Origin of the sequence: [Clostridium] citroniae WAL-17108 (genome assembly GCF_000233455.1) — a bacterium.
Classification (GTDB): Bacteria; Bacillota; Clostridia; order Lachnospirales; family Lachnospiraceae; genus Enterocloster; species Enterocloster citroniae.
On sequence record NZ_JH376426.1, the window covers coordinates 30,607 to 46,820 of the forward strand.

A 16,214-nucleotide genomic window follows, 5' to 3' on the forward strand; every position below is an offset into this window, starting at 1 on the left:
TGTTTTAAAGAACATCTTCCCGTATATGAAACAAGTTTTCCAGCGTGTAGGCCAGAATTTTATTTGCAAAAAAATAATCATGATGACCCGGCATGGTAATAAACCGGTTTTCCAGGCCGCATTGGTCCAGAAACTGATGAAATTCCCTGCAAAGCTCCAATCCGTAGTCCTCCGTCCCGCAGGCAGTGTACAGCATAGGCGCTTTCCTTCCTGATCTGGCCAGCCTTTCCGCCAGGTGCAGCAGGTCATTCTCACTGCCGGCCACCTGATCCGCAGGGCCGAAAGCATCATCAATGGCGTCAAAGGAAGCCCCTATATTTCTCTCCTTTGCCAGGCGGCTCATCTTCACTTGGTCCTTGGCTCCTGAGATGGCCATAACCGCGGCATATTTTTCCGGACACCGCAGTGCTGCCTTCATAGCCCCATGAGCGCCCATGGACATTCCCATTATAAAATTATCCTCCCTTTTGGGAGATGAAGGAAACAGGGTCTGGACCACTCTGGGTACTTCCTCTGTGAGATATGTAAAATATTTCCTTCCATGCCTCATATCACAGAAAAAGCTTTCCATCCCGTCTACGGACACTGTCATCATATATTTGGAATCGCATAGCAGCTCAGCCTGGGTATAGCGCAGCCAGGCGCTGGAATCCCTGGTTCCTCCGTGACAAAGGTATAAGGTGGGATAACGGCGCTCCCTCTTATAAATTTCATCCAACGGCCTGCCTTTTAATGCATTCTTTGTCAGTTCAGGCAGAGTGACCACCATATTGGTGGCGCAGTTCAGCACGCTGGAATGGTATTGGTAGGTAATCACAGACATAGTTTTCCTCCCTGTTTACATTTTGTACTCCCTGAGTCTCGCACCCGCCTTTGCGGCCACGCTTGAACGAGTACACCATTTAAGTTTCCCACGGCGTACAGATGGCGGGATTTCATGATCAAACACGCCCTATTCAGCGGCATTGAGTTTTGCAATCAGCTTCTTACGCACCATAAAGTACACTGCGATTCCCATGAACGGGAAAATAGCGTACACGCGGAACATGTTGTCAAAACCAATAGCCGACCGTAAGGTACCGGACAGCATTCCTCCGATAATGCCGGACAGGTCCACAAACAGATATAATGTACTGATGGCAATTCCCCTCTGTGCATCACTGGCAGACTTGATCGCCATGGCAAGGGTTGCCGGATAGGAACAGGACTGTCCGATCTGGTCGAACACGGCTGCCAGGATCAGCAGCACACCCCAGGATGTGGCGCCGGAAATCAGCAACGGAGAAATTCCCAAAGCTGCCAGGCAGATCACAAGGAAATCAGGTCCTATCTTGTCACTGGCAACACCTCCGATAAAGCGGCAGAAAAGCCCGATCAACCCTTCCAGTGTCAGGAACATGGCAATATTGGCAATCATGCGGTACTCGCCGTAAAGTACAATGTAATCCTGGATACAGTTGTGGGTAAGCCCGATAAAAAGCTGGAGAACAGAGGCAGGAATGGCCGCAAAGCAGATCAGCTGTCCCAGGCTCTCCCATCCAAACTTCTTCGTTTCCCCTGCTTTTGCCCCGGCCGGTTTTGCAGTGTTTTCCTCCAGCCTTAACATAGCCACCAGCACCATGGCAACAAGGATCAGGGCGGTTGCGCATAAAAAGGATGCTCTGGCCCCATAATTTTCATAGATAAACATGGATGCCACAGGTCCGAAACTGCTGATCAGCTTGGGGGCCGTCAGATACACGGCAAAAGCTGTTCCCAATGCCTTTTTGTCAATGGCCATTCCGGCAACTGCCGGGAAGCTGGTCCCCACCAGGGAAAAGCTGATGCCGTGAAGGATCCTGGAAACAATAAACATGGGCAGGCTTCCCGTCAGTGAATAGCATAAAAAGGATACACAGCGAAGTCCCAGGCAGATCAGCAGCCATGTCTTTTTCCTCATTTTATCCAGTCCCAGGCCGGAAAAAGGGCGGGATGCTGTGACGGACAGATTATAAATAGAAATAATAATGCCCAACACAGTGGCACTTGCCCCCAATGCCTCGCCAAACTTGTTTACCGGGGTCTTTACCATGTTATTGGCAAAGCTGTTGATAATCTGAATCAGGATCAGCAGCAGGAAATTATAATTCATCAGGGATTTTATGATCTCCATCATGGATACGCTGCCTGTAGCTTTTTTTGTACTCATAAGATTCTCCACCTCTCGTTATTTTCTATAGCATGAGCATCTCCCTGCGCGCTTTGGGAAACATACTTCTCGCCTTTTTATATAAGCAACCTTTATGCCAACTTTTGTCTTTTTCCTGTTTTGATCCCAGCCGGCTTTAAAATCAACATTAAAACAAGCCTTTTTTAAAAAAACAGGCCTGCGGCCTGAACATCAATGGATAAAAATAAATTGTCAAATCCTCCCTCATACGTTTCACTCGGAACAGTATTGGCACATATATTTGAAACATATCTGTACCATTTATGTAATATGATCCTATGGGTGTCACGTTCCCAAGCAGAAAAAAGCCGGGAAAGGAGTTATGGAACATCTCCCTTCCCGGCACCGGCCACACTGGTCTTTGCAGTCCTACCTGTATCTTGTCTTTACAGTTCATTTCGACCTCTCGTTTCTATATCCTACTGTGCATCATCCGGCCCATCCATCTTATATTTTTTCATCTTTCTCCACAAGCTGGAACGTCCCATACCCAGGATCCTGGCAGCCTTGCTCCGGTTTCCGCCGCTTTCCTTAAGAGCACGGCGTATTCTTATCTCCTCCTCTGCGCCATCTGTCAAAAGATCTCCTTTTTCTGCTCCAAGCATGGCCCCTATCTGCTCCGGCTCCTCCTGGTACACTTCTTCCAGCTGGGATCGGATCAACTCCCGATTGATCTCCTTTCTGCTGCTGATAATGGCCAGCCTCTCACAGAAATTCCTGAGCTGTCTTACATTTCCCTGCCAGGGATAGCGCACCATCAGTTCCTCTGCCTCCGCCGTGAGATACAGACTTTTGGAAGCCGTCCTTCCATATTCCCTTAAAAACTTTGCAGTCAAAAGGCGGATATCATCTTGCCTCTGCCTCAGCGGAGGGATATTCAATGTCAGCACATTGATGCGGTAGTAGAGATCCTCCCGGAATTTTCCCTCTGATACCAGTTTCCTCAGGTTCTTGTTGGATGCTGCAATAATCCGCACATCCACGGGAATGACCCGGTCATCTCCCACCTTTGTGATTACCCGTTCCTCTATGACCCGGAGAAGGCGTACCTGCCCCTGAAGATCCATCTCAGAGATCTCATCCAGAAATATAGTTCCCTTATCAGCCAGCTCCAACAACCCCTTTTTTCCCTGTTTAGCCGCCCCTGTGAAGGCGCCTCCCACATACCCGAACAGTTCACTCTCCAGCAGATTCACCGGAAGAGCACCGCAGTTGATGGCCACAAACGGCTGATCCTTTCTCATGCTGTAATTGTGGATGCTCTGGGCAAACAGTTCCTTACCCGTACCCGTCTCACCAAAGATCAGCACATTGGCATGATGCTTAGCAAACTGCCTGGCCTTGTACCGGCACTCCTCCATTACCTCGGATCTGCCCAGGATGTCGGAAAACGTATATTTCGCAACCAGACCCCTGGAATAGATCTCCTTTTTAATCTGCCCCTCCAGATTTTCCACACGCTCTTTCTGGTTCAGATGAACAATAGCGCCATTGATCTCACCATTTTTCATATACGGAATGATATTGATCACCGCAATACATTCATGGACCTTTACCACATTTCCATAAATATATTGTCCCTGCCTCAAAACGTTGTTCATTTGACGCTGATCCAATTCCGGTATCAATTCCCAGACCATGCGGGACATGAGGGCTCCTTTTGGTTCCTGCAGCAGTTCCTCGGCAATGGAATTGCAGAAAACCACCCGTCCCTCGGGATTCACCTGGATCACTGCCTCAAACGAATAGTCCATAATGGACTCCAGTTCCTTATTCCTTTCTTTTTGGGCTGAGAGATTCTCCACCAGGGCAATAGCCTGCTGGATCGCCCGGTAAATGGACTCATAGCCGTCATTGTCCGGATTAAAGTAACAGGATATCCCCAGTTTCTGCGCAATCCTGGTCACATGGAGACCTGCCATGCAGAAATGGATGCCTTCCTCAGCTGTCTTTTTCAACATCCGCTCCACATACTGATCGTCCAACTGATCCAGTACCACGTTCTTTAGCTGCGTGTTGGTGAAAAAGCGGATACTCTCCTCGTCCAGGATTACGGGTTTATAGCTGAACACAGCCGCCTTTGTAAGCGGATGATCAAATTCTTCCGGATGCCTGCGCTTTACATCCGCAAGTAAAGAGAATGTACTGGAACCCAAAAACTGGACCGAAACCACAGGAATTGTTGCATGTTCCCCATCCTCCCTTAAAGTCAGTTCCGTCCTGCCTCTGCAGATAATGGCATCCACCTTTTCAGCCTCAGCCTGTCTGACCAGATTCTGCAGTGTTTTCCGTCTGACCCTGTCCTCCACCTCCCGGTCGATCACCCTCAGCTCCATCTCCACCCCCAATTCCCCTGCTGCTTGTAATACCTGCTCACATGCTTTTGAATCCCCGATTGATATATACCAGAATCTCAACATACCGCCTCCTGTTTTCCTCGTATTCCGTCCTGAAACGCATGCATCCTTTTGATCCATACTGCCATGAATGTAAAACAGGGCACAGGCAGGTAAACCTACCTGCCCATGCCCTCTTAGCCATACCTATGAAACTGAACTCATGTTACCATAATTTCATCGCTCCGTCAATCTGATAATCCCCTGTTCCCTCTAATCCTCATTGCACCTCATTGCAGTGAATCATGTCCAGAAGCCGCCTAACGCTCTCCCCCGGAAAATCCTCCCCCGGAGGGTTGTCCAACAGGGACTGAAGGAACCGGCGGACATTCCTGCTCTGGGGAAGCATGTATCCGGCCTCCCGAAGAATGTCCTCAGCCATCAGCCGGTTGGATTTCTCCATTGCCTCCGCCAGTTGCACAAGCACAGGATCTCCTCCCCGTGCTGCCAGGGAGCGTGCGGTACTCTCCTGCTCCGCCTTGCTCTTTGCCAGCGCCCTCATGGCTTTTACCACGGCTTCAGACTTGGGCTGCTGGGGCGGATACTCCAGGGGTACCATGGAAATGGCGCCTGATGGACAACTGTCCGCGCATACGCCGCAGCCAATACATTTATCCGGGTCAATGATGCTGTTCTCCGTATTGGTTGCCCCTGTGGGACAGACATACAGACAAAGACAGTCCTTTGTACACAGACGGATATTTCTCACAGCTAACTTTTTCATGCTTGTGACCTCCTCTCCACCTTTGACATTTTCCAGCTGGGAACCTTGCACACAGGGCAGATATCCGGCGGGGTATCTCCCACATAGATAAATCCGCATATATCGCAGACATACACATTGGTATGTTCCAGGAATCCGCTGCCCTCCCTCTCATAGCGTGCCAGAAGGGAATCCATCATAGCGGTCACCTTCCTGCTCCACACAAGGGCCCTCAGGGCGCCACGGTCCGTTTCACCCCCAGCCGCCTGGTCGGCGCTGGGAAATGCCGTGTCAAGGTCATATTCCGTCATTGCCTTCAAAGCCTTAACATCCCCTCCCCCGTCTGCCAAGGTCTTGTCCTTAAAATAGCCTGCCAGCCGCGTAAACAAGAGCGCCTCCTCCTTCAGATACTGCTTTTCACAGCCCCTGGCCAGATTGGAGCAGAGGGCGGACATTTCACCTGGCGTCAGTTCGCGCAGATCCTCCTCTTCCCCAGCCGGTCCGGCCTTATCCGGCCCGGATGACTTCTCTCCCGCCTGTTCTGCCTTATCCGGCCCGGATGACTTCTCCCCTGCCTCACCTGCTTCCGGCAAAACCTGCTCCCTGAACATTTCCTTTGCAGCGCCGCACCAGGGGCATACCCAACCCCCGGGCAATTCCTCCCACCTGGTTCCCGGTGCAATGCCTGATGCCGGGATACCTGCGGCTTCATCATAAATAAAACCACAAATACCGCATACGAATTTCTTCATACCTTGCCTCCTTCTGTCTGGCCTTCCGCCAGCCTGATCCGTTGTTTGATGATGATTTAATCATACCAGGAACAGAAAGAAAATACTGTGACTAAGTCACATAAACAATAATAATTATCATTATCATTTTTCCTATAAGGCAAGGCTTTCCATGAAAAAACTGCCTGCACAGCCTGTTTCAGGCTGCCGGCAGGCAGTTTCGTGTACGTTCGGCAGTCATCAGTGACTGCAGCTTCCTCCATGTCCATGGCAGCTGTGTTCCCCGCCCTCATGGTGATGATTGCACATGGTATCAGGGTCATATGCCAGATTCCCCTTTAGCAGGGCATCCACCGCCTCATCAGCATTGCCGGAGGCACCCGGATACAGCTCGATCCCGGCCTGGGCCAGAGCGGTCCTGGCGCCTCCGCCGATCCCGCCGCAGATCAGGGTCTCCACGCCCAGGTTCTTTAAAAATACAGCCAGGGCCTCATGGCCGCTTCCGCCCGTGCCTACCACCTGGGATGACAGGACTTTGCTGTTCTCCACCTCGTAAACCTTAAATGCCTCACAGTGGCCGAAATGCTGGAATATCTGTTCATTCTCGTATGTTACTGCAATCTTCATCAAATTCTCCTCCTGGTCTGTTATTACAGCGGCGCTTCTGACACCGGCGCTTCCCGCAGTCCTTGCCGCAGCAGTTCCCTGACTCCGGACACAGACGGTAATTGCCGCCCCGGATCTGCAGCTGCCTTCCATTCACCAGACAGTCCGCCAGCTTTTTCCTGGCAGAATTGTATACTGCCTGGACCGTAGTCCTGGCCACCCCCATCTGCGTGGCGCACTCCTCCTGGGTACAGTCTAAAAGGTCAATGAGACGGATGGTCTCATACTCCTCCAATGTAAGCTCCACCCTGGTTTCAGACTCCTGATTCAATGGGCCAAACACATCTATGGTTGGCTGGGAACAGACTCTTCTGGCTTTAAACGGCCGCGCCATATGTATTCTCCTTATCCGCTGTTTTGTTATTGACTTATGTCATTAACTATAATCCCATTATTGACATATGTCAATATCTTTTTTCATAATATCTTTTTCAGTATATCCTTGATACTGCTGAATTTTCTTATCCCGTACCAGAATTTAATCCCGCAGCCCCGCCAAGCCCACGCCTGGTCCTGACAGCCAATAAAACAGGAAGACAGCCGCGCCGCCTTCCTGAGATCAAGATCCTTTGTCATATTTCGCCTATCATATTTTACTTATCATATTTTACTTATCATATTTTACCTATCATATTTTCTCTGTCCTATTTTTACCTGCCCCATACGGCGGAAGGTCATGTATAAGACGGCAGGAATACCTGTCCCATTCCTCCTATGAGATGGCCCAGCCCCAGGCTGGTGACCATGGCCTGTTCGATTCCCTCCATCTGGCTGGAATCCAGATGACCTATGTATTCCTTCAAACGGTTCCGGTCAATGGTACGGATCTGCTCTGCCAATACAGTGGAATCCTGTTTTAATCCTCCGCGCATCCTGCGGATACACACATGGGTGGGAATGGCTGCCTTAGTGGAACGGCTGGTGATAGCGGCCACAATCACAGTGGGGCTGTATTTATTTCCCACATCGTTCTGGATCACCAGCACGGGCCGGATCCCTCCCTGCTCCGAACCCACAACAGGCGACAGGTCCGCATAATATAAATCCCCTCTCATAACGGTTTTGGCTATATTCTTATTTTCTCTATTCATAACATTACCTCACTGATGGATAAATGGTGTTTTCTACTGGAGAGTATCACCACTTTGGAGGCAATTAAACATATCAGTGCTGAATATAACCTTTTTTTTCTAATTCATCCTCAATCATCTGAAGATACCGTTCCTCCCCCGCCGCCACCGTATGGTAGTGGCTGCCGCCTGTGAGAGCTTTCAGGGGCTGGTCACGGGAGGTTTTCATATTAGCCACAAACTCAGCTGCATCCAGGCGGTTATTAATGATCAGGTCCACGGTTATGTGTCCGTACAGTTCATGCTCCACGGATACATCCAGCACCTTTCCGCCATAATCCACAATGGTCTGCAGCTCATCCAGGGTGTCCTCCGTAGCATGGTTTACACGAAACACGCGCACACAGGTCCCTGCACCCATATCGGGATTATGGAACATATATCCCCGATAGGTTGACATGATCTCTTTGTTATCCGCCCTGAGAAGGGCAATATCCTGGACGATCACCTGGCGGCTGACTCCCAGCCTGCCTGCCAGCTCCGTACCGGACACCGGAGATGACCTGTTCTCCAGTATTTCCAGGATGTTCATCCTGCGCTTTTCACCCTCTGTCATCATTCTGCCTGCAGGCATTTTATCTCCCTCCAATCATATCCTCCACTGTGAGGAATGTCCCTTCGTAGCCCAGGAGTTTGCACAGTCCCGTCACATGGGGCTGCTCCAGACGGGCCTCAAAAAGGGCATCCATCTCATAAAACACCGTTCTCCCTGTTCCCCGGGCCAGAACGCGCCCATGGGCCATTACCAGGATCTGCTCGAAATACTCTGCTGCAAAATCCATATCGTGAAGGATGGCCAGTACGGTTTTCCCCTCCCGGCTCAGCTGGTGGACCATGGCTCCGATCCGGTTCTTTCCCCCTGCGTCCTGGGCTATGGTGGGCTCATCCAGGATCAGGACCTGCGGATCCATGGCCAGGACCGAGGCAATGGCCACCATTTTCCTGTCCGATAGATCCAGGTCATAGGGATTTTCATTCTGAACAGTTAAAATTCCCGCTGTATCCAGGGCTTTTATTGCCATTTCCTCTGCCCTCTTCTTATCCATTCCAAGGTTCAGCGGACCTACCATCACCTCGTCCAGCACGCGGCTTTTAAAGATCTGGTCATCCGGGTTCTGGAACACATATCCTATCCTTCCGGCCAGCTGGGCCACGGTTCTTTTTCCTATGTCCTCTCCCTGCAGCAAAATCCTGCCCTTGTCCGGCTTTAACAACCCCTTCAGCAGCTTTACCAGGGTAGTCTTTCCCGCGCCGTTCTGTCCCACAATGGCCGTGGGCCTTCCGTCCAACTCCAGGTTTAGTCCCTCCAGGACCGGACTGCCCTCTACATAGGAAAATCCCACATCCTCAATGGAAAATACAGACGGGCCGGCCTCAGGCTCCTGATCTGCTTTTTTTATCCCCTGCAGCTGTGTCGGAAAATATTCCCTCAAAGCCAGCGTCTGTTCCAATGTCACCGGATAACATTCCTGACCGACTTCTGGATTGCGTTCCGGGCAGCTCACTGAGAAAGCCCTGCTGACCCGGGTATATACCGGAGGCTCCACCCCCAGTTTCTTTAAGTCATCCCTGGCAAATATGCGCCCCGGCGTATCATACGCCACCTGTTTTCCATTGTGGAGAAGAAGGAGCCTGTGGCAATAGGAAGCCAGCTTCTCCATCTTGTGTTCCACCATCACAATGGTGATCCCGGATTCTGCCAGCCGGTCCACCACCCGGAACACATCCTCGCTCCCCTGGGGATCCAGCTGTGAGGTGGGTTCATCTAACACCAGGATCTCCGGCTCCATGGCCAGGATACTTGCAATGGCCACCCTTTGGATCTGCCCCCCGGACAGGTCAAAGGGGTTCCTGTCCCTGTAAGCGCCGATCTCCAAACGTTCCAGGCTGCGTTCCACCCGATTCAGGATCTCTTCCCTGGCTACCCCCATGTTCTGCAGCCCGAAGGCCACCTCCCCAAACACCGTATCCCTGGCGCCCGACAGCTGATTAAAAGGATTCTGGAACACCAGCCCCACTTTCCTGCAAAGCTTTGACACAGGGGTCCGGGCCGCCTCCATCCCATCGATGAGGATATGTCCTCCGTATGCCCCTCCGAACATGGTGGGCACAAGACCCACCAATGCCTGGCACAGGGTGCTTTTACCGGCTTTGTTCTCCCCCAGGATTCCAATGAACTGGCCTTTCTCAATCTCAAAATCCAGCCCGTCCAGGGCCAGTTTCTCCGTGTGGGGATATCTATATTTCAGATTCTTAACCTCAATCAACGACATGGATCATCCTCCATATAACAGAACCTGCAATGATCAGACACATGATCAGGATCAATGCCTTGTCCCTTCCGCCCATCTTTCCGTCTGTGAGAAAGGTCTTCTTTTCTCTGGAATCAAACCCTCTGACCTCCAGCGCAATGGCCCTCTCCCTTGTATTGATCAGGGAACTGCTGACCACGGGCGCGATAAGCGGGATGAACGCCTTTGCCCTCACAAACAGGTTTCCTTCCGTCTCCATCCCCCTGCTCCGCTGGGCATCCATGATGGTATTCATAGTGCCCATCATCTGGGGTATGATCTGAAACACGGAACTTATCATATAACCAAACTTGGGGGAAAAACCGATCTGTTCCAGGTCATCCACCAGCTGATCCGGCTTTGTGGACAGCACAAAGGCCGCAAATGCCAACAGCATGTTCAGTATATTAAACCCGATCCTGGCCGCGTACACCAGTCCCTCCCGGTAGAACTTAAACGGCCCCAGAACAAACAGCACATTCCGGTTGGCCTGGTTAAACAGCCCATGGATCAGAAACACAGTGGCAATGATCGTAAAGGAAAATGCGACCAGGGGGAAAACTCTGGCTGCAATCCTGCCACTGACCAGAAGGCACAGGCTCATTGCAATGAACAGGACAAACACCCACATTTTCCCTGTGATCAGGGGCACCGTGACTGCTGCCAGGATATAGAACAGTTTTGCAAAGGGATGGAGCCTTGTAAGGTATGTATCCTGCTCCACATAAAGGCTTATGCTTTTCATAAATACCCCTTTCTCTTATCTGCATGATATCCGAACACGCTCTAATCCAGGCGCTCCACCTTATTATCCACGTCATACAGGGATGTAAGCTTTTTAGGCAGGCCATTTATAATGGCAAACACTACCAAAAGGGTGATCAGCTTATCAGGCACATCCACAATCACCTCGTCCAGCAGTGAACCCAGGAATACAGGCATCTTTGCTGCCTGTGACCATGCAAACACAGCATCTCCCCAGACATTTCCCGTTGTCCCTCCCCAGAAAACAATATTTAGCGGGGTGGAGATCACCACCGCGGTCAGGCCTGCCACACATGCGGTCAGGACAGCTCCCCTCAGTCTTCCCATCTGGCCCAGCCGTGCCATGATACCCACTGCCACACCAATGCCCAGGCTGGTGAGTGCATAGATTAACGTAATGGTGTCCCCTGTGGTAAATCCATAGATCAGGTTATTGGCCGCTCCGCACACTGCTCCGATGACCGGCCCTCCTAACACTGCTCCGATGCATGTGCCGATGGAGTCCAGCCACAAGGGCAGTTTTAAAACGGAAGCAAACAGCTTCCCAAGATAGTTGATCCCGATGCACGCAGGAATCAGGACAAAACAGGCTGCATTTAATTTAGTTTTAAACAAATGGTTCATACTCGATCCTCCCAGACTTTTTTTGCTGTCCAGAGGATTTTAACCCAAAGAAGCTGTCTTGTCAACCTATTACAGCTGACAAGACAGTTCTCTTAAGAGTTTATTATTTTATAAGTCCAGAATATAGAAATCACTGTCCTCATAGGGATGATCATAGACCAGAGGCAGCTGATCCTCCCCGATCTTCTGAAAGCCGGCCTTTTCATAAAACCGGTGGGCACGTCCCGTGTTCTTTGGCGTATCTAAAAGCAGGCTTTTTATATGGCGCTGCCGGGCAAACTCCACCAGCACATCATACAGCCGGCGGCCCAGATGCACAGGCTCTCCACGGTATTCCTCATACACAAAGAACTTCTTTAACAGGCCAAGCCCTCCTCCGCAGTCCATCAGGCCGATACTGCCCACGACCCTGTCCTGTTTTACAGCCACCCAGAAGTTCCCGCCTCCATCCAGATACGTTTCCTTTATATGAAGCAGCTCGGGCTGGTCTTCCACCGTGACCATAGGGCGTGTTCCGTCATTCTGGCAGTGTAAGACCAGCTGAATGATCTCATTTGTATCATTTTCAGTAAATGTCCGTATCTCTATCATATTAACAGCTCCCTTCTAATCTCCGTCCAATGATGCTGGTTTTTCGTTCACTTTCATCCGTTCACCGGCATCTGTCCTACAGAAATCTTTCTTAAATTATGATAACATAAAAACAGCTTTATAAAAACCGAAATATCTGAACCATTCATTTAATCATATTGAACTGTTAACTATGCGGCACGGCATCCCTTGTTGCCTTAATCTATTTCCTTCCCTTCCAGCTGTCCCCTTTTATCCCTGTATGATGTGTGGAGCATCTTCTCCGCCAGCTCACTGAGGGGCTTCTTATAAAACTCCTGATACAGGACCTTGATCTCCTCATTCTCATGGCTCAGGCGGACGGTCATGGCGCCATCCCTCTTGTATAAGCTGTCTATACGCTTTTGCCGCAGGGCATCCCCCTCAAACTTCTTATCCTTTGGCTGCCCTCCGCCGCCGATACAACCGCCGGGACATGTCATGACTTCCACAAAGTGATACTGCTTTTCCCCGTTCCTCATTTCCTCCAGGAATCTGCGCAGGCTGGCGGTCCCATATACGACCGCCACATTTACGGTCATATCTGCGATCTGAAGGCTGGCTTCCCTTACCGCCTCCATGCCCCTTACCGGTGTCAGCTCATACAATACCCCAGGTGCCTGTTCTCCTGTTATGTATTCGTAAGCGGTTCTTAAGGCCGCTTCCATTACGCCTCCCGTATTTCCAAAGATAACGCCTGCGCCTGATCCCTGGCCCATAAGCCGGTCATAATCCGAATCCTCCAGGGATGAAAAGTCGATCCTCTTCATCCTGGCCCACTGCGCCAGCTCCCTGGTAGTGATCACATAGTCCATGTCCCTCATATCATCCTCGCCCAGGTATTCCTCTGCCGCTTTCATCTCCTGCCTTCGGATCTCGTATTTCTTGGCAGTGCATGGGGTGACTGCCACATTCACGATCTTTTTGGGGTCGATTCCCATCTTCCGGGCAAAATATGTCTTAATGGTAGGCCCCTGCATACCGATGGGGCTCTTTGCCGTAGATATATGGGGAAGCATGTCCGGATAATAGATTTCCGCAAACTTGACCCATGCAGGACAGCAGCTGGTAAACTGGGGCAGCGGACGTCTTCCTGTTGTTATGCGGTCGATCAATTCGCTGGCCTCCTCCACAATGGTCAGATCAGCAGCAAAATTGGTGTCCAGAACATAGTCCACTCCCAGGGTGCGCAGCAGGGCCACCATCTTTCCCTGGACAAAGCTGCCCTCCTCCATGCCAAACTCCTCTCCCAGTGCCGCACGCACGGAAGGGGAGGTGGATACAACCACGATCTTGTCCGGGTCCATAACCTCTGCGGCCACCATTCCATACTCCGGCTGTTCCCTGATGCTCTCCACCGGACAGACATTGGCGCACTGCCCGCAGTTGATGCAGATGGCGGTATCCCCTGTTTTTAACAGGTCATAGGTACCCAGGACCCCGATATAGTCCCGGCACATATCCCTGCACTGTCCGCACTTGATACACCGCTCCTCGTCCCTGAATATGGACACATTTTCCTTTTCAATGGGTACTCTAACTTCTGGTGATAAATGTTTGCTCATAAACTTCCCTCTTTCTTTGGCTGGTATTTATTGGTATATCGTCCTTCAAATATTAATAATAATTACTATTACTGTGTTTGTCAATCACTTTCCACCACAATTTCCGGCCACTTTTCTGATACAAGGCAGAGCCCGCCGAACACAGGCTGTTCATCTGATGTAAAACTGATCCCATTGAACACAGGCTGTTTACCTGATGCAAAGCTAATCCCGCATAAAAAGAGCCGGAATCCATACCGGAGCATGTTTAATCCTTGCCCCGGTACGGATTCCGGCTCTTCCTATTATATTTCATTATATTGCGGCTCGCTACAGCTCACTGCAGTTCCCTGCATATCTCCCTGTACTCGTCCCCGTATATGCTGCCTTTATTCCATATAAATGCAAAGTCGTGCTCCATCTGAAAATCCTTCAGCCGCAGCTCCCTGATGGTCCCGTCCTGAATCCCCTGCTCCACAGCGGTCCGGTAAAGGAAGGTAATACCTGAATCCTTTTCCAGGAGCTGCAATATCACATGCATGCTCCCCACCTCTGTCATATGGGCGAAATCACCCAGGCGTATGTTCTTGATCTCCAGGTTTTTCTCCAGGATATCCCTGGTCCCCGACCCAGGTTCACGGATCAGCAGGTGTTCCCCTAAAAGGTCCTTTAGCTGTCCGGGATCCTTCTTAAACTGATGGCAGGCCGCGCACACAGGTATGAACGGCTCCGTGCAATAGACCAAAGAGTCATATGCCTGCTGGTCATAATATCCTTCCACCAGGGCAAACTGTATTTCCCCGGATGTAAGTTTGTGAAGCAGCTCATCCGTGTTCCCGATGGCCACCTTGATGTTGGCCTCCGGGTGACGATGGATGTAACCGGCCAGAGGGGCTGATATGACAGATTCGCCAATGGTCCTGGTTGTGCCAAACCGGAGGGTGGGTCCCTGCTCCGGCACACAGCGCAGCACTTCCTTTAAAAATTCCTCGTCATTTTTTAAAGTGGTAGACGCCTGCAGAAGTCTCTTGCCTGCCGGGGTAAGATGTATCTTCTTTCCCTCGCTTGCGAACAGCCTGACGCCGTAAAGCGTCTCCAGATACCGTATATGCTGGGACACAGCCGGCTGTGTAATATGGAGCGCCTCCGCAGCCTTTGTATAATTCATATATTCACAGACAGCAAGAAAGGTATAGACTCTGAAATCCAGCATATCCTTAATCCCCCTTATCCCAACTTCTCCATACACCTATTTTTCGTCCGTTTTTGCCCAATCTTTCCTTATCATAACATAACTTTATCAAAATATAAATATATATAATTTTACTTTATGTTTTCCATAAGTTACCATGTAATGCGGATAAGAAAGAAAAAGTGATTACTTAGGAGGTTTTAGGAATGTTAGGATTAAAAAACAAATGGAAAGGACTTTTACTGTGCCTTGCCATCGCACTGCCATCCTGGTTTTTAGGGAAAATGTTTCCCATTGTAGGCGGCGCCGTGATCGCCATCATAGCCGGCATGATCCTCACCGGTTTCATCAAAAACAAAGGCGAACTGGAACCGGGCATCAAATTCACATCGAAAAAGATACTTCAGTGGGCCGTAATCCTCCTTGGATTCGGAATGAACTTAAGCGTTGTGCTGGAAACAGGCAGGCAGTCCCTGCCCATTATCCTGTCCACCATTACCACCTCCCTTGTGATCGCATTTGCTTTACATAAGATCATGCATATACCGTCAAAGATCTCCACCCTGGTGGGTGTGGGTTCTTCCATCTGCGGCGGATCAGCCATAGCTGCCACCGCGCCGGTCATTGACGCGGATGACGAGGAGGTGGCCCAGGCAATTTCCGTTATTTTCTTCTTTAATGTTCTGGCAGCCATCCTGTTTCCCATGTTTGGTAAAATGCTGGGTTTTGACACAGCCTCAGGCAATGCCTTTGGAGTATTCGCAGGCACGGCCATCAATGATACCTCCTCCGTGACAGCGGCTGCCGCCACCTGGGACGGCATGTGGAAATTGGGTTCAGCAACCCTGGACAAGGCGGTTACGGTAAAGCTTACCAGAACACTGGCCATTATCCCCATCACCCTGGTCCTGGCATTTATAAGGACCAGAAACGAGGAGAAAAATGACAAGGCCCAGGGGCAGGCCGTGAGCTTTAAAGATATCTTCCCATTTTTCATCCTGTACTTTATGGCCGCTTCCATCATAACCACCATTGCCCTCCAGGCCGGCGTGCCCATGGCTGTCTTCCAGCCGGTCAAAGAACTGAGCAAATTCTTTATCGTGCTGGCCATGGCTGCCATCGGACTTAACACTAATCTGGTCAAGCTGATCAAAACAGGGGGGAAACCGATCTTTATGGGCGCCTGCTGCTGGGTCGGGATCACGGGCGTCAGCCTGATGCTGCAAAGGGTATTGGGGATCTGGTAGAACCGGCCTGGCAGGACCGCTCTAACAGGACCGCCCTGGCAGGACCGCCCTGACAGAACTGCTCCGGCAGGACCGCAATGCTTAAAAAGGAGCCCCCGCGCCGGTTT

General features: G+C 50.7%; 16 protein-coding genes. 1 reads left to right on the forward strand and 15 read right to left on the reverse strand.

What is annotated here, in order from left to right; all coding sequences use genetic code 11:
• Positions 1–4: 4 nt before the first annotated feature.
• The 15 genes from HMPREF9469_RS20515 to HMPREF9469_RS20590 all read right to left on the reverse strand — a co-directional run bounded on the left by HMPREF9469_RS20515 (position 5) and on the right by HMPREF9469_RS20590 (position 14,881).
• Positions 5–823, reverse strand: a complete 819-nt coding sequence (locus HMPREF9469_RS20515) for an alpha/beta hydrolase (RefSeq protein WP_007866215.1) — start codon at positions 821–823, stop codon at positions 5–7.
• 129 nt (positions 824–952) lie between these two features.
• Positions 953–2,188, reverse strand: coding sequence for an MFS transporter (locus HMPREF9469_RS20520; RefSeq protein ID WP_007866217.1), 1,236 nt, complete (start codon positions 2,186–2,188; stop codon positions 953–955).
• 440 nt (positions 2,189–2,628) lie between these two features.
• On the reverse strand, positions 2,629–4,629 hold the full coding sequence (locus HMPREF9469_RS20530; RefSeq protein WP_007866221.1) for a sigma-54-dependent Fis family transcriptional regulator: 2,001 nt from the start codon (positions 4,627–4,629) through the stop codon (positions 2,629–2,631).
• A 196-nt stretch (positions 4,630–4,825) separates the two neighbouring features.
• The gene (locus tag HMPREF9469_RS20535; RefSeq protein WP_007866223.1) at positions 4,826–5,329 is read right to left on the reverse strand and encodes a 4Fe-4S binding protein; all 504 of its coding nucleotides are present in this window, start codon (positions 5,327–5,329) and stop codon (positions 4,826–4,828) included.
• Complete coding sequence (locus tag HMPREF9469_RS20540; protein ID WP_007866225.1) at positions 5,326–6,060, reverse strand: rubredoxin; 735 nt, start codon at positions 6,058–6,060, stop codon at positions 5,326–5,328. The genes HMPREF9469_RS20535 and HMPREF9469_RS20540 overlap by 4 nt, the downstream gene beginning before the upstream one ends.
• Positions 6,061–6,279: 219 nt before the next feature.
• Positions 6,280–6,666, reverse strand: a complete 387-nt coding sequence (locus HMPREF9469_RS20545) for a NifB/NifX family molybdenum-iron cluster-binding protein (RefSeq protein ID WP_007866232.1) — start codon at positions 6,664–6,666, stop codon at positions 6,280–6,282.
• Positions 6,638–7,039: a DUF134 domain-containing protein gene (locus HMPREF9469_RS20550; RefSeq protein WP_007866235.1), complete on the reverse strand. Its 402-nt coding sequence runs from the start codon at positions 7,037–7,039 to the stop codon at positions 6,638–6,640. Before HMPREF9469_RS20550 ends, HMPREF9469_RS20545 begins: the two co-directional genes overlap by 29 nt.
• 340 nt (positions 7,040–7,379) lie before the next feature.
• On the reverse strand, positions 7,380–7,796 hold the full coding sequence (locus HMPREF9469_RS20555; RefSeq protein ID WP_007866237.1) for a type II toxin-antitoxin system PemK/MazF family toxin: 417 nt from the start codon (positions 7,794–7,796) through the stop codon (positions 7,380–7,382).
• A gap of 73 nt (positions 7,797–7,869) precedes the next feature.
• Positions 7,870–8,409 (reverse strand): transcription repressor NadR, encoded by a 540-nt coding sequence (locus HMPREF9469_RS20560; protein ID WP_007866239.1) that lies wholly within the window; start codon positions 8,407–8,409, stop codon positions 7,870–7,872.
• Position 8,410: 1 nt separating this feature from the next.
• Entirely contained in the window at positions 8,411–10,108 is a 1,698-nt protein-coding gene (locus HMPREF9469_RS20565) for an ABC transporter ATP-binding protein (RefSeq protein ID WP_007866242.1), read from the reverse strand.
• Positions 10,095–10,871, reverse strand: a complete 777-nt coding sequence (locus tag HMPREF9469_RS20570) for an energy-coupling factor transporter transmembrane component T family protein (protein WP_007866244.1) — start codon at positions 10,869–10,871, stop codon at positions 10,095–10,097. The genes HMPREF9469_RS20565 and HMPREF9469_RS20570 overlap by 14 nt, the downstream gene beginning before the upstream one ends.
• A gap of 41 nt (positions 10,872–10,912) precedes the next feature.
• Positions 10,913–11,515, reverse strand: coding sequence for an ECF transporter S component (locus tag HMPREF9469_RS20575; protein WP_007866247.1), 603 nt, complete (start codon positions 11,513–11,515; stop codon positions 10,913–10,915).
• A gap of 108 nt (positions 11,516–11,623) precedes the next feature.
• Positions 11,624–12,106, reverse strand: a complete 483-nt coding sequence (locus tag HMPREF9469_RS20580; protein ID WP_007866249.1) for a GNAT family N-acetyltransferase — start codon at positions 12,104–12,106, stop codon at positions 11,624–11,626.
• A 197-nt stretch (positions 12,107–12,303) separates the two neighbouring features.
• Positions 12,304–13,689, reverse strand: a complete 1,386-nt coding sequence (locus tag HMPREF9469_RS20585) for a [FeFe] hydrogenase, group A (RefSeq protein ID WP_007866252.1) — start codon at positions 13,687–13,689, stop codon at positions 12,304–12,306.
• Between the two features lie 316 nt (positions 13,690–14,005).
• The gene (locus HMPREF9469_RS20590) at positions 14,006–14,881 is read right to left on the reverse strand and encodes a LysR family transcriptional regulator (RefSeq protein WP_007866258.1); all 876 of its coding nucleotides are present in this window, start codon (positions 14,879–14,881) and stop codon (positions 14,006–14,008) included.
• 185 nt (positions 14,882–15,066) lie between these two features.
• Here HMPREF9469_RS20590 and HMPREF9469_RS20595 point away from each other — a divergent pair, with 185 nt between their 5' ends.
• On the forward strand, positions 15,067–16,107 hold the full coding sequence (locus HMPREF9469_RS20595) for a YeiH family protein (protein WP_007866260.1): 1,041 nt from the start codon (positions 15,067–15,069) through the stop codon (positions 16,105–16,107).
• Positions 16,108–16,214: the final 107 nt, after the last annotated feature.

Excerpts from the sequence above, each read along its gene's own strand:
- HMPREF9469_RS20515 (WP_007866215.1), bottom strand. The coding sequence starts at position 823 with ATGTCTGTGATTACCTACCAATACCATTCCAGCGTGCTGAACTGCGCC.
- HMPREF9469_RS20520 (WP_007866217.1), bottom strand. The coding sequence starts at position 2,188 with ATGAGTACAAAAAAAGCTACAGGCAGCGTATCCATGATGGAGATCATA.
- HMPREF9469_RS20530 (WP_007866221.1), bottom strand. The coding sequence starts at position 4,629 with ATGTTGAGATTCTGGTATATATCAATCGGGGATTCAAAAGCATGTGAG.
- HMPREF9469_RS20535 (WP_007866223.1), bottom strand. The coding sequence starts at position 5,329 with ATGAAAAAGTTAGCTGTGAGAAATATCCGTCTGTGTACAAAGGACTGT.
- HMPREF9469_RS20540 (WP_007866225.1), bottom strand. The coding sequence starts at position 6,060 with ATGAAGAAATTCGTATGCGGTATTTGTGGTTTTATTTATGATGAAGCC.
- HMPREF9469_RS20545 (WP_007866232.1), bottom strand. The coding sequence starts at position 6,666 with ATGAAGATTGCAGTAACATACGAGAATGAACAGATATTCCAGCATTTC.
- HMPREF9469_RS20550 (WP_007866235.1), bottom strand. The coding sequence starts at position 7,039 with ATGGCGCGGCCGTTTAAAGCCAGAAGAGTCTGTTCCCAGCCAACCATA.
- HMPREF9469_RS20555 (WP_007866237.1), bottom strand. The coding sequence starts at position 7,796 with ATGAATAGAGAAAATAAGAATATAGCCAAAACCGTTATGAGAGGGGAT.
- HMPREF9469_RS20560 (WP_007866239.1), bottom strand. The coding sequence starts at position 8,409 with ATGCCTGCAGGCAGAATGATGACAGAGGGTGAAAAGCGCAGGATGAAC.
- HMPREF9469_RS20565 (WP_007866242.1), bottom strand. The coding sequence starts at position 10,108 with ATGTCGTTGATTGAGGTTAAGAATCTGAAATATAGATATCCCCACACG.
- HMPREF9469_RS20570 (WP_007866244.1), bottom strand. The coding sequence starts at position 10,871 with ATGAAAAGCATAAGCCTTTATGTGGAGCAGGATACATACCTTACAAGG.
- HMPREF9469_RS20575 (WP_007866247.1), bottom strand. The coding sequence starts at position 11,515 with ATGAACCATTTGTTTAAAACTAAATTAAATGCAGCCTGTTTTGTCCTG.
- HMPREF9469_RS20580 (WP_007866249.1), bottom strand. The coding sequence starts at position 12,106 with ATGATAGAGATACGGACATTTACTGAAAATGATACAAATGAGATCATT.
- HMPREF9469_RS20585 (WP_007866252.1), bottom strand. The coding sequence starts at position 13,689 with ATGAGCAAACATTTATCACCAGAAGTTAGAGTACCCATTGAAAAGGAA.
- HMPREF9469_RS20590 (WP_007866258.1), bottom strand. The coding sequence starts at position 14,881 with ATGCTGGATTTCAGAGTCTATACCTTTCTTGCTGTCTGTGAATATATG.
- HMPREF9469_RS20595 (WP_007866260.1), top strand. The coding sequence starts at position 15,067 with ATGTTAGGATTAAAAAACAAATGGAAAGGACTTTTACTGTGCCTTGCC.